Source organism: Moraxella bovoculi (assembly GCF_000988745.2).
GTDB classification, from domain to species: domain Bacteria; phylum Pseudomonadota; class Gammaproteobacteria; order Pseudomonadales; family Moraxellaceae; genus Moraxella; species Moraxella bovoculi.
Map to the genome: position 1 here is coordinate 1487063 of NZ_CP011381.2, position 13615 is coordinate 1500677.

The 13615-nt window shown below is 46.8% G+C and carries 14 protein-coding genes; 2 read left to right on the plus strand and 12 right to left on the minus strand.

The features are described from left to right. Positions 1-63: 63 nt before the first annotated feature. Together tkt and serS are read right to left on the minus strand one after the other, a co-directional pair. Positions 64-2064, minus strand: a complete 2001-nt coding sequence (tkt, locus tag AAX10_RS06760; protein ID WP_046700205.1) for a transketolase — start codon at positions 2062-2064, stop codon at positions 64-66. 120 nt (positions 2065-2184) lie between these two features. Then, entirely contained in the window at positions 2185-3444 is a 1260-nt protein-coding gene (serS, locus tag AAX10_RS06765; RefSeq protein ID WP_046700206.1) for a serine--tRNA ligase, read from the minus strand. A gap of 205 nt (positions 3445-3649) precedes the next feature. On the opposite strand from serS, the gene AAX10_RS06770 reads away from it, so the two are divergent. Next, positions 3650-4303 carry a YcxB family protein gene (locus AAX10_RS06770; RefSeq protein ID WP_046698989.1) on the plus strand — a complete coding sequence of 218 codons (654 nt, stop codon included), beginning with the start codon at positions 3650-3652 and terminating at the stop codon, positions 4301-4303. Between the two features lie 268 nt (positions 4304-4571). After that, complete coding sequence (locus AAX10_RS06775; RefSeq protein WP_046698460.1) at positions 4572-5066, plus strand: Dps family protein; 495 nt, start codon at positions 4572-4574, stop codon at positions 5064-5066. A gap of 48 nt (positions 5067-5114) precedes the next feature. Here the strand turns inward: AAX10_RS06775 and gloA are convergent, their stop codons facing one another. From gloA to pilM, 10 genes are all read right to left on the minus strand, one after another. Beyond that, on the minus strand, positions 5115-5648 hold the full coding sequence (gloA, locus tag AAX10_RS06780) for a lactoylglutathione lyase (RefSeq protein WP_406564556.1): 534 nt from the start codon (positions 5646-5648) through the stop codon (positions 5115-5117). Between the two features lie 21 nt (positions 5649-5669). After that, positions 5670-6293, minus strand: coding sequence for a carbonic anhydrase (locus AAX10_RS06785; RefSeq protein ID WP_046698462.1), 624 nt, complete (start codon positions 6291-6293; stop codon positions 5670-5672). A gap of 11 nt (positions 6294-6304) precedes the next feature. After that, entirely contained in the window at positions 6305-7231 is a 927-nt protein-coding gene (locus AAX10_RS06790; RefSeq protein ID WP_080947093.1) for a hypothetical protein, read from the minus strand. Positions 7232-7282: 51 nt separating this feature from the next. Continuing rightward, on the minus strand, positions 7283-8398 hold the full coding sequence (gene aroB / locus AAX10_RS06795; protein WP_046700208.1) for a 3-dehydroquinate synthase: 1116 nt from the start codon (positions 8396-8398) through the stop codon (positions 7283-7285). A 25-nt stretch (positions 8399-8423) separates the two neighbouring features. Continuing rightward, a complete protein-coding gene (locus AAX10_RS06800; RefSeq protein WP_046700664.1) occupies positions 8424-9017 on the minus strand; it encodes a shikimate kinase in 594 nt (197 codons plus the stop codon). Between the two features lie 89 nt (positions 9018-9106). Then, positions 9107-10435, minus strand: coding sequence for a type IV pilus secretin PilQ (locus AAX10_RS06805; protein WP_080947094.1), 1329 nt, complete (start codon positions 10433-10435; stop codon positions 9107-9109). Between the two features lie 13 nt (positions 10436-10448). Next, the gene (locus tag AAX10_RS06810) at positions 10449-11075 is read right to left on the minus strand and encodes a pilus assembly protein PilP (RefSeq protein ID WP_080947095.1); all 627 of its coding nucleotides are present in this window, start codon (positions 11073-11075) and stop codon (positions 10449-10451) included. Continuing rightward, positions 11068-11724 (minus strand): type IV pilus inner membrane component PilO, encoded by a 657-nt coding sequence (locus AAX10_RS06815; protein WP_046700209.1) that lies wholly within the window; start codon positions 11722-11724, stop codon positions 11068-11070. Before AAX10_RS06815 ends, AAX10_RS06810 begins: the two co-directional genes overlap by 8 nt. Next, the gene (locus AAX10_RS06820) at positions 11721-12350 is read right to left on the minus strand and encodes a PilN domain-containing protein (RefSeq protein WP_046700210.1); all 630 of its coding nucleotides are present in this window, start codon (positions 12348-12350) and stop codon (positions 11721-11723) included. Before AAX10_RS06820 ends, AAX10_RS06815 begins: the two co-directional genes overlap by 4 nt. Then, the gene (gene pilM / locus AAX10_RS06825; RefSeq protein WP_046700211.1) at positions 12343-13599 is read right to left on the minus strand and encodes a type IV pilus biogenesis protein PilM; all 1257 of its coding nucleotides are present in this window, start codon (positions 13597-13599) and stop codon (positions 12343-12345) included. Before pilM ends, AAX10_RS06820 begins: the two co-directional genes overlap by 8 nt. Positions 13600-13615 lie beyond the last annotated feature (16 nt).

Below are 13615 nucleotides of genomic sequence, written 5' to 3' on the forward strand. Positions count from 1 at the left end.
GATTAAGTGAAAATCGATTAAATAAAAAAATACCCCAAATTGGGGTATTTTTTTATGCTGTTATTAGATTAATGACTTTACTGCTTCCACGACTTTATCGGTCGTAATACCAAAATGATTAAACAAGTCTTTGGCAGGGGCAGACTCACCAAAGGTCGTCATACCAATGACCTTGCCGTCAAGTCCAACAAATTTATACCAATAATCGGTAATGCCTGCTTCCACCGCCACACGAGCACGCACATCGCTAGGCAATACGCTTTCGATATAATCACGGTCTTGCTTTACAAAAATCTCAGCACATGGCATGGACACCACACGCACGCCCACGCCCTGCTCACTCAAAGCCTTATGAGATTGCATTGCCAGGTCCACTTCTGAACCTGTGGCGATGATGATGGCTTGCAAGTCGCCTTGTTCTTTGGCAAGCACATACGCCCCTTTTTCAATCAAAGCAACCTGTTCGTCCGTGCGGTCTTGATGAGCAAGGTTTTGGCGAGATAGGATAAGGGACGTTGGGGCATTGGCGGTTTGTAGAGCAACTTTCCATGCCACCGCCGTCTCCACCGTGTCGCACGGTCTCCAAGTGAAATGGTTTGGCGTTTGGCGTAGGCTTGCAATCTGCTCCACAGGTTGATGGGTCGGGCCGTCCTCACCAAGCCCAATGCTGTCATGGGTATAGACGTTGATGATACGCTGCTTCATAAGTGCCGACATACGCACGGCATTACGAGCGTACTCCATAAACATCAAAAACGTGGCAGTATAAGGGATAAATCCACCATGCAACGCCACCCCATTAGCGATGGCGGTCATACCAAACTCACGCACACCATAATGCACATAGTTGCCGTCAGCGTGCTCTTGTACACCCTTAGCACCGCTCCACAAGGTTAAGTTTGACCCTGCCAAGTCTGCCGAACCGCCCAAAACCTCGGGCAATAATGGGGCAAACGCACCAATGGTATTTTGACTTGCCTTGCGAGTGGCGATGGTATCACCTTTGGCTTGGCAGGCTTTGATAAACTCGTCCGCTTTGGCGTTAAAATCGCTTGGCAACTCGCCTGACAGTCTGCGTTGTAGTTCGTCCGCCTCACTTGGGTATTTGGCTTGATAGTCGGCAAATTGGGCGTTCCAATCGCCTTCCAACTTCTCGCCTTTATCGCACGCATTCCACGCTTGATAAATCTCATCGGCAATTTCAAATGGGTTATTGTTCGCCCAACCCAGCTCGGTACGAGTCAAGACGATTTCATCGTTGCCCAGGGGAGCTCCATGGCTATCTTCTTTACCTTGTTTGTTGGGACTGCCAAGACCAATGACGGTTTTGCAGATGATAAGCGTGGGCTTGTTGGTTTCGGCTTTGGCTTTTAAGGTTGCTTCACGGATGGCATCGGCATCATGTCCGTCCACACGCAGTACCTGCCAGTTATAGCTTTCAAAGCGTTTGGCAGTGTCGTCTGAGAACCAGCCTTCCACCTCACCATCGATAGAAATACCATTGTCATCATAATAAGCGATGAGCTTGCCAAGTCCTAACGTGCCAGCGAGCGAACAGGCTTCGTGCGACACGCCTTCCATAAGACAGCCGTCCCCCAAAAAGCAGTAGGTATAATGGTCAATGATGGCGTTGTCAGGCTTGTTAAATTGTCCTGCCAAAGTCTTTTCAGCCAAGGCAAAACCCACCGCATTGGCAATGCCCTGCCCCAAAGGTCCTGTGGTCGTCTCAATGCCGTCCGCATAGCCGTGTTCGGGGTGTCCTGCGGTTTTGGCGTGAAGTTGGCGGAAATTTTTGATGTCGTCAATGGTTAGATCATAGCCCGACAAATGTAGCAAGGCGTACAATAGCATAGAGCCATGTCCGTTTGACAATACAAAGCGGTCTCGGTTTGCCCATTTGGCGTTTTTGGGGTTGTGATTTAAAAATTCACGCCACACAACTTCGGCAATGTCCGCCATACCCATGGGAGCCCCAGGGTGTCCTGAGTTGGCTTTTTGGACAGCGTCCATGGCAAGGATACGAATGGCGTTGGCGTTGTGGCGTTGATTTAGAGGGGTTGGCATGGTGTTTTTCCAAGTTTAACCAGTAAAAATTTGCGGTATTATAGCATATTACGCCTTATTGGGCGAATTTTGGCAATAAAAACCGCTTAATCCTAAAACTAAACGGCTTTTATGAAAACATTATTTCAACACTTCAATCCCACCCATATAAGGCTGTAACACCTTAGGAATATTGACCGTGCCGTCTGCGTTTTGGTGGTTTTCTAGGATAGCCAGAAGCGTTCTGCCCACCGCAAGCCCTGAGCCGTTTAGGGTATGGACAAGCTCGGTTTGCTTGCCATCCTTGACCCTTGCTCCCATACGGCGAGCCTGAAAATCGCCACAGTTAGAACAACTGCTAATCTCACGATACGTATCCTGAGACGGTAGCCACACTTCAATGTCATAAGTCTTGACCGCCCCAAAGCCCATGTCGCCTGTGCATAGCGTGATGACACGATAGGGAAGCTCCAACGCTTGCAAAATGCTCTCAGCTTGGGCGGTCATCTCGTCTAGGGCTTGCATAGACGTATCGGCACGCACGATTTGCACCATTTCTACTTTTTCAAATTGGTGCTGACGGATAAGCCCACGAGTGTCTCGACCAGCTGACCCTGCTTCACTTCTAAAACAAGGCGTATGAGCCGTGAGCTTCATCGGCAAATCGCTCGGAGCAAGTATAGTATCACGCACGGTGTTAGTGAGTGGCACTTCGCTTGTCGGTATCATGTAATAGCTGTCTGATACCTTAAATAAGTCTTCTTCAAATTTTGGCAGTTGTCCTGTTCCCTTTAAGCTCTCAGCATTTACCATATAAGGCACATACATTTCGGTGTAACCCTTACTGATATGCGTGTCTAGCATAAACTGAATCAACGCTCGGTTCAGTCTGGCAAGTCCGCCCTTTAACGTGCTAAATCTTGCCCCCGTGAGCTTGCTCGCCAACGCAAAATCAAGCTGCCCCAAGCCCTCGCCAATGTCGGTATGGTCTTTAATCTCAAAATCAAAGGCTCGTGGCACACCCCATTTGCGTACTTCCACGTTGTCGCTCTCGTCCGCCCCCACAGGCACGCTATCATCGGGCAGGTTTGGTATGGCAAGGCTTGCATTTGTGATGACCGCCTGCAAGTCTCTTAGCTCGTTTTCGGCGGTTTTCATCTGTTCGCTGACTTTTTCCATTTGGGCAAGCAGGTCATCGGCATTTTCGCCACTGCGTTTTAATTCGCCAATCTTTTTTGCCCCTGCGTTTTTTTGGGCTTGCAATTCTTCGGTACGGACTTGTAACTCTTTGCGTTTGATTTCCACATCAGTCCAAAATGCCACGTCAAGCTCATAGCCACGGGTTGCCAGTTTTTCTTTTAAAGCGGTCAAATCACCACGAAGTAATTTAGGGTCTAACATGATTTACCTATGAATGTTCTAAAATTAAAAAATGATGCTTATCATAGCAAAAAAGGCTTGAAATTTCAGCAAGTTTGCCCATTTTTGGGCAAATTTTAGCAAATTGTGCGATTTTTAAAGTTTTTGGTTTATTTTTTGGCATAAAATCGGTAATATAGGCGCAAATTTCTATTTTATTTTTGGCAATCCCAAAAAGGAGCTGATCGTGAGCAAGGCGCTTTACCCTTACACCCTAAAACCCATCGCACTGAACATGACAGACGCGGAATTTCGTGGCGCACAGCTTGCCTTGTTCGAAAAAGGCGCGAGCAACTTTACTCTAAAATCCATTCGCACCAAAGAATGGATCGTCATGGCGGCGGTGGTGGTGGCGGCGATCGCAGGGCTTGTATTTGTTAGTGGCTATTCGACGATCATTTTTTGGATTATGTTAGCGCTTGTGGGCATCTACTTGTTGGCGCGTACTTTGGGACTAAAATGGTACATGCGTCGCGAATATGACAAGCAAGTAGCTGGCGCACAGATGCCTGAAGAGATGGCAAACGTACAATTGGGTGTGCAGTCGCATGGTCTGGTGATGAGTGTTCCTGCGCCTGCCGGCATGCTGAACAGCCCCCAGATGCGCGGTATGCAAATGCGTTCAGCGCCAATGCAATCGGCGGTCATCCCTTGGAACACCGTCAGCAGCTGGGATGAAACTGATGAGTATGTATTCATGATGTTCGAGATGAGAGGGCAAAAAGGCAGCCAAATCATTCCAAAGCGCCTCGAAGACAATGGCCTACCCATCAAAACCATCCTCAAACATCTGTCAGAAGTAAAACCTAAAGGTCTAGAATCAATGACACAGACAGTCTAATAGTCGATTAGCACCTGCAAAAATAGATACAAAACAGCAACGATTTCGTCTTTGCTGTTTTATTTTTTGGAGTAAGATAGATTTGATGATATTAAATGATGAAAATTTATACAGTTTCATCAGGTCATTTTTGAAGTTACTTTAATAAAATCAAAGTCGATGGTTGCGATAATTAATTTCCCATTATCGCAAGGTTTTGTTAGGATATATACATCGATGAGACAACACATCATCACTTCATTCATCAACTAAACAAAGGTAGAACATCATGGCTAAGAAAGCAGCAAATAAAAAAACCACCACTCAAATCGGCCTTGAGAAGGCAGAAGTTACCCCTGTCATCAAGGCATTAAACAACCTACTATCAAGCTATCACGTTTTTTATATCAACGTGCGTGGTTACCACTGGAATGTTAAGGGTGAGCATTTCTTCACTCTACACCCAAAATTTGAAGAGCTATACACCGAGCTACAACTTCAAATTGACGAAATCGCCGAGCGTATTTTGACACTAAGTGGTACACCGCTACACGCATACAGCGACTTTACCAAAGCATCAAGCATCAAAGAAGATAAAGACATCTTCGATGGTCGTGAATGTGTGAACGGCGTGGTAAAAGGCCTGCAAGCTCTGATCGAAGAGCAGCGTAACGTGGCTGAGCTTGCCGAAGAAGCCAGCGATCAAGGTTCCGTTGATCTGGTGACAGGCTATGTCCAAGAACAAGAAAAACTGGTATGGATGTACAATGCCTTCCTAGGCTAATCCGTCAACCAATAAAATATCCCCAAATTTGGGGATATTTTTTATGAATTAGTATTTTAATTCAATGATTTCAATCCAATAACCGTCAGGATCTTTGATGAAGGCGATGTCTTTCATACTACCATCTTCTGGACGCTTTTGAAATACCACGTTATTCTCATCGAACCATTTTACCGCATCTGCCAGATTCGGAACGCTAAAGCAAATGTGCCCAAAACCGCGCGGGTCGCTGTTGCCATTATGATAGCTAAATTCAGCGTCATTCTCAGTGCCATAGTTATGGGTAAGCTCTAAGATGCTGCGTTGACGAGAGACATAAGCCGTCAAGTTATCCACATTCGACAGATTATTACGCTCTTCTTCGGTCAGCTTGGCAAGAAAATACAAATCAAATTTCGCATCAGGAAATTGGCTGTGGCGAAGCAAAGTCATGCCCAGCACGCCTGTATAAAACTCTAGCGATTTCACAGGATCTTTGATGCGCAGCATGGTATGGTTATAGACGAAGCCTTCAGACTGTACAGGAATGTCTTTTACGCCATTAGCATTGAGCGCATTGGCAGGTTGTTTAATGTTGCTCATCATTCTCCCCTTGGTGTTAAGTTAATTGAAGAAATTTACACGGCCTGTTGCGACGTCATATTCTGCGCCAATGATGGTCAGACGACCTGCATTCACCATGTCTTCTAAGATACGCGAGCCATGTTTTAGCTGACTGACGGACATGCGCACATTAGCGCGTACCGCTCGGTCAATGAATTCATCCATGTCAATCTCGCCATCGCCTGCTGTTGCGATTTCATGCAAGTTATAGACGCTTGGGCGGATACGATCGACAATGGATTGTAGGTTTGGTGAATAGTATTGATCGGGATTTGCCAAAGCCTCAACACACGCAGTCACAGCACCGCAATGGCTGTGCCCCAAGACAACGACCAGCTGCGTGCCAAATTTCTCAGCGGCAAATTCAATCGAGCCAATCTGACTTGGCGCAACCACATTACCTGCGACACGAATCACGAATAAATCACCAAGTCCTTGATCGAAGATTAATTCTACCGGCACGCGCGCATCTGAGCAGCCTAGAATGATTGCGTTTGGCTTCTGCTCTGCAACCAGCGTTGGCGGCGGGATACGAAGCGGCTCCGTGCTGGCCAGATTCGCCACGTAGCGCTCGTTACCCGCCTGCAACATCTCAAGGACGGTATTGGCATCTAAATTAGTCATGATAACTCCTTTTATTCACTGCCTGGTACTTTAGATGTGTTAACCATGGGTGTTGGCACTTCTTTCTCTGGTGCTTTAGATGATGGCGAAGCAGCAACAGGTTCTTTTTCGGCTTTTGGTTTTTGCTGCGGCTGCGCTTTTGGTTCGCTTTGAGCATTTTCTTTAGGCAGCTTCACGTCTGTAACGATGGTCACAGGCTTATCGATCGATGTTTGGATTTGCTGTACCTTCTCTAGTACTTGTTCACGACTCTTGTTGGCAAGCTCCTCGTCCGCACGTGTGGCTGCCTGCACGGGGATCTCATTACGCGTGGCGCGTAGTTTTACCTGTCTTGGTTGGCGGCTTGATAGGTCTTGCACCACTTCACCGCGCTCATAATCATCGATAATATCTAGATAGCCTGACATAGACACTGCATTTGGCACGACACTGCCTGGCAAATCAAAATCCATCGCCTGATTTGCCGCACGAGCCGCCTCCATGCTGTCGAATTTTCCGTATGTTAAGATATAGCGCGGGTTTTGGTTGCTATCAAGATAGCGAAAATACGCAAACTTATTGCGATCATTCGGACGACTGTCTAGATAATTGACAATAATTTCATTTTGGCTGACATCCATCAGCTCAATGGCATAATTTTTGCTATTGAAATAGTTACGATCCTTGAATTCAGCAGGGTAAGTACGCAAATCCATGACCAATGTTGAGAAGTCAATGGGTGGCACTTCTTTATCAAGCTCGCCCAATGCATCTATGCGCGTTGGCAAATCAGCAACCACTTCTGTCGCCTGCTCATCGGTGGTGTCTTTGATGATTTTTGGCGCGCTACTGACCAACCACAAAATAAAACAAGCAGCCAACATTGCCACCGCCAAAGCAAACCAATAAAGGGCTTGGCGGCGAAAATATCTTTCTTTCATCTCGGCGCTAATTGCCATGAGTTTACCTTTTTTATGAAATTTTGTGCTATTTTAACAAAATTTTTTAAATTATGCTAAATACTCATCGATGCCTTGTAGTACATTTGTTAATTGCGCCATGTCAAAATCAGCCGTCACAAAGCCGTTGCCGATGCCATTTAATAGTACTAAACGCACTTTGCCCGCCTGCACTTTTTTGTCATGCCCCATAAGATCAAGCGCGGCATCTACCTCGATGACAGGCGGTTTGGTTGGTAGATTAAATGCCACCAACAGCCTTGCCACACGGCTCACATCCTCCCTACTGACCAATCCCATCTTATGCGACATCGCCATCGCTTGCATCATGCCGGCTGATACCGCTTCGCCATGCAACCACGCGCCATAGCCTTGATGTGTCTCGATGACATGCCCGAAGGTATGACCAAAGTTCAGTAGCGCACGAAGTCCAGACTCTCGCTCATCTGCAGCGACGACATTCGCCTTGAATTGACAGCAGCGATAGACCATCTCTGACAGCACCGCGCCATCACGCGCGTTGATCGCCTCGACATTATCCTCAAGCCAAGTCAGAAAATCGGCACCCAAGATCAGCGCGTACTTTACCACCTCAGCAAGCCCCGCCGCGAACTCTCTGGCAGGCAAGGTGTCAAAGGTTGTCATATCATTAAGCACAGCAACAGGCTGCCAGAATGCGCCGATCATGTTTTTGCCACGCGGGTGATTGATGCCGGTCTTACCACCGACTGAAGAATCCACCTGCGCAAGAAGCGTTGTTGGCACTTGGATAAAATTCACACCACGCATAAAGCTTGCTGCAGCAAAACCCACCATGTCACCAATCACGCCGCCGCCTAAGGCAACCAGTGTGCAATCGCGAGCAAAATGATGCTCAAGCAGCACATCATAGATGCGATTGATGCTGTCTTGGTTTTTGTGGTGTTCGCCATCAGGCAGTACGCAAGTCGCCACATCAAAGCTTGCTGCCTTTAATGCATTTTCAAGCGCATCTAGATAAAATGGCGCAACCACATCATTCGTCACGATCAACACCTGCTTACCTTTAATAAAAGGCATGATCTGAGATGCCAAGTCCAGCTGTCCTGCGGGATTTTTTTGGCCAGCGAGAATAAAAATCGGGTAATCGTGACTTTGGGTGTGTACAGTTAAAGTATGCATGGTCATAGTTACGGTATTGATTGATGAATAATTAGGCGTGCTCTTTGGCGTATTTTGCCATAATTTCTAATAAATCTGCCACCATCTGCTTGGGATAGGCGCGTCCTGTTGGCACGATGATGGTTGCGACTTCTTGATATAATGGATGGCGTTTTTGGTATAAAGCTTCCAAAGTTGCGCGTGGATTGCCATTCTGCAGCAGCGGGCGGTTCTTGTCTTTTTTTGTGCGGATAAGCTGTGTATCAACGCTCGCCTCAAGATAAATCACAAAGCCCTGCTGTAATAGCTTGCGATTCTCTTCGCGCCCTACCGCACCGCCGCCCGTCGCCATGACAATGTTCGGCATCGCAGTCAGCTCCTCAAGCGCGCGGGTCTCTCTATCACGAAACCCTTCTTCGCCCTCTTTGGCAAAAATCCAAGGAATGTCAGCGCCTGTCTGCGCCATGATGTAATGATCACAATCGATGAATTCTCGCCCCAAGTGCTTGGCTAAGAGCTTACCGATGGTTGTCTTGCCCGCCCCCATCGGCCCCACCAAGAAAATCGATGGCAACAACTTGGCAAGTCCTTCGCTGGTTTTTTCGACCACCACATCCTCGATGATCGGATTATCTTCGTCATACATGTCGCACTCTGGCATCAAAATCAAAATACCCTATAATACAAGGTTTGCGCCAATCTTGCCAGTATTTTATGATAGATTGGCTAATTTTATTATTGCACCAATTTTGGGGTAACAAAAATCAAAAGTTCCTCTTTGGTGTCGCTACGACTTTCTTTGCGGAATAATTTTCCGACCACGGGCAAATCACCAAAGAACGGCACTTTAATTACGCCATTATTATTGGTTTGACGATAAATACCACCCAGCACGACAGTCTGACCATCATCGACGATGACATTAGTCTCCAAAGCATCTTCTTGGATGGCAATCTCGCCTAGATTGGTGACAGGCGTGCCGTTTTTGACGTTTAATTTTAGGGTAATTTTACCATCTGGCGTGATGGTTGGCGTGGCCTCCAACACAAGCGCCGCCTCTTTAAATACTGTGTTGGTTGCGCCACTTGATGTCTCTTCTTGGTAGGCGATTTGCATGCCTGATGAGATGCGCGCTGTTTTCTTATCAGCGGTTAACACTTTTGGCGTTGAGATGACTTCACCACGACGATCAGCCTGCATGGCAGACAATTCCAAATCAAGCAATACGTCTGATATATTGATAAGACCAAATGCTATGCGGCCCGCCGGGTTCGCCACACCCAGATCAACCGCCAGATGATCAGGGCGTGTGATGTTAGTCGATCCATTATTTGACGACCTTAGGTGCCAGAGCGCGTTATGAGACCCGCCAATCTGTAAGCGATTGCTGTTTGATAACACTCCAAAGCTCACCCCAAGATCACGACTAAAGCCGTCATTAGCACTCACAATCCTCGCCTCAATCATCACCTGCTGCACCGGCACATCAAGGCGCGACACCAATGCCAATATGTCATCGATATTCGGCTGGATGTCTTTAATAATAAGTGTGTTTGTACGATTATCCATGTTTGCCACACCGCGATCTGACAGCATGGCAGCACTTGATGAAGCATCAGCCTTATGATTGATCAGTGATAAAATATCCTTGGCGTCGGCATAATTGATGCGGATATATTCGGTCTGTAGTGGCAAATGCTGCTGGGACTGAATTCGTGCTTGGGCGCGGCGTTGGGAGATTTGCGTCAGTTCATCTGGCGATGAGATGGTAATAACGCCATTATTCAAGGTTTTGATGAGGTGCTTGGTATCGACGACGATGTCAAGTGCCTGATCCCACGGGATGTTATTTAATCTTAAGGTGATATTTCCTGTCACACCATCGCTTGCCACGATATTAGCACCGCCTGCATGCGCCAGGATATCGATAACCGCACGCACAGGCATGTCTTGAAATTCGACGGAGATGCGCTCACCTTGATATTGCTGAGCTGGTACAGATGTCGCATGAGCAGCGCCCACCATTGTGATTAGCATCAGCATTAATACAGGCCATTTTTTCATATCATTACTCATATCAAGGGTGAAATCTTAGGCGATTAATTTGTTCATAATAACGGCCATCTTCTTGCATGATCGCTTCTTTTAGGATGATCTCGTGGCGGTCGATGTGAGCGATTCTGCCATGATTTTGACCCAGATAATGCCCTACTTGCACAGGATGCGCAACACCATCGGGACTCAGCACAAGCGCACTTAATTGCCCACTTTGCTCAATGCGACCACGATAGCTGAGCGAATTTAGCGCATAACTTTCCAACACTTGACGGGGTCTAAATAGGTCTACGCTGACAGATTTGCCGTATTTGATGGCAGGCTTTGAGGTTTTGGTGATATTTTCTTCGGGTTGCTCAATTGATCGACTTTTATCGTCCACACCCACTACCTTCGGTTCATCTTGAGGCATATCAGCAGATGCTGTGAAACTCGTCAAACCAACAGGAGCGACAAAAGGATCATTCGCCACATGATAATCCTCAGTCAGTGGTGCATGATTCTCATTCATCGGAACAGGCATTGGGATGGCGATTCGATGGATTTTATCAAGCTTAGCATCCACCTCATCGGTGACAGATGATTTTTGGCAACCCATCACACTCATGGCAAATAGGCCCAAGCACACGCCTTTTATGAGCTTAGTCACTCGCCACCTCCTTAGTCACATTAATGACTTTAGCGCGATAGGCTTTGGCATGTAGCGTCATTCGAAGCTTAGTCTGGTTGCTGTTTTGAAATAATTTTTCGATGTCAAAATCATGAAAGGTCAGTGCCACCGATAGCGATGAAATCTGAGAAAGCAACCGACCCATCTCGTGATAACCGCCTTCTACTGTGATGGTCAGCCCCCTTTCAAAAAATAGCTCTGATTCAACCTCAGACTGCATCTTAACATCCACAATCTTAACGCCTATGCGCATCGCTGCCGCATGCAGCTGCTCTACTATTAGGCTCATGTTCAGCGTTGTTGGCAAGACCTCAATGATGGTTGCTAGATCACGATTGAGAATCTGGGTTTGATTTTCTATGACACTTAACTGCTGTGCTTTGGCGTATTTTTGGGCGTATTGACTGATGAGTGTCTGCTCCTGCGTCATCAGTGCACTGTGCTCAAGCTTAATAGGCTTGATTAGCAGCATCCAGCCAAACACACCTATGAATAGAACGCACAATGCCAGTAATAGCACCTTTAACCATCTGGGTGCTGCACCCAGATTATCCAAAGTCAAGCTGTTAAGCTCTCGCCAAGTCTGCGCAATGCGCTCTGATGATGACGGTCTATGTTCTCTATTCATGGCGCATCCTCTTGATCATCTGCTACGCCTTGCAGTACTGCCGATGAGTCGTTTGGTGAGCTATCAGCGACCTGCTTAGAATCTAAAATCAACTTGGCGGAAATCACAAAATTAACCGCACCATTTGGCGCATCTTGCAGGCCGACCACCATCACATCATCAAGGACGCTCTGTGCATCTGCGCTGATGTTTTGGGAGAATCGACTTACATCGGCCGAGCTTTTAGATACGCCTGTCAGTGTCAGTATCTCCCCTGATAATGTCACACGCTCAAAGTATACTAAGCCTGAGCTCGTACGCGCCAGATACTCAAAAAATCGCACAAGCGCCGCTCGATTACCATGCAGATCATTGATGATGGTAACTTTATTCAGCAGCACTTTTTGCTCGTTTTCCAATTCAGCGATCTTCACAATATCCGCGTCAAGCGCACCGATGCGATTTGCGATGTCGTCATTGATGGCCTTTTGGTGATTGAGTTTACCTTTTTCATAAATGTACGCACCACCAACCAACCCAGTAGACAATACAGTCGCAAGAATCAATGCACGACGAAATTGCTCATTCTTACGAATTCGGCGCAGCTCACGCCACGGCATGAGATTAATCTTGGGGATATTATTCATCTGACACCCCATCGAATCCACGCATGGCAAGACCACAAGCCACCACCAGTCTGGACGATCTGTCTAATTCAGCTTGGCTTACACCACGACTAATGCTCATTCCTAGAAATGGGTCTGCAAGATAAACAGGAACGCCTACAACTTGTGATAATTGCGCTGCCAAATACTCATCTGATAAACCCGACAGAACAACGACATCCACCTTGGTGTGAGCGGAAGATTCATAAGACAGAAGCATTTTTTGCAGATTAGCGACTTGTTCACCAACATCATGACAGGCAGGCGCTTCACCCAATGACTCTGCCAAATCAGCACCAGCATCTACAACCCCATCAAAGCGAATCTCATAATCCGATGAATACGAATGGATATTACTGGAGTGATCGAAATCCAAAGACTTGCTTAATTGCTTGATAGGCGCATCAGCACTCTTAGTAGCATCCTGTCTGTGCTGCGCCAAAAATTCATAAAAATCCATGCCCTCTACCGAGTCATTATCATTGATTGGGGTAATCTTAGAAGCATCTAATTCCACCTTGATGGCACGAATGTCATCAGCCGAACCCAAGGCGTGATTTAAGTATTCTTGTCGATAATGAAATCCTGAAAAGATACGATGCTGATTCATATGCGCTGCATAGACATAGGTTTTGCTATCATCAATATGAATAATCGCCACTTCACCTGATAAATCCACAATCACAGGCGTAAGACCTCGTGCCAAAGCATACTCATGCACGTCCACCACATTCACATCAAGACCAACCGCCGCGACGATCTCCGCGCATCTATCTACCATAGACATGCGCACCGCCACCAATAAGACAGACATCTCACGCCCATCATCGCCCAACACCCAAAAATCAAAACTCACTTCATCTAAAGGATGTGGGATGTATTTATCAGCATCTAGGCGGATCAGTAGATCAATATCATCATCAGACAGACCGCTTGGCAAAGCTATGGTGCGACTCATCACAGGTGTGTGAGTTGTCAATGAGACACTGCCTTGACTCACGCCCAATCTCATCAAAAGACGAGTCAAAGCCAACTGCTGTACTGTCACATCTTCAGCATCTCCATCGAAAGCTTGAACGCCACACGCTTTTAGGTGCCATTGATCTTGGAAACGCTCAAGCACCACCGCCCTCACGGATGATGAACCAATCTCGATGCCGATTGTTGGGTAATGGGTGCACCAAGGCAGGCGCCAATTTTTGAATAACTTAGCAAAGGAAGAATCAGACATTATAAGCATCCGTGCT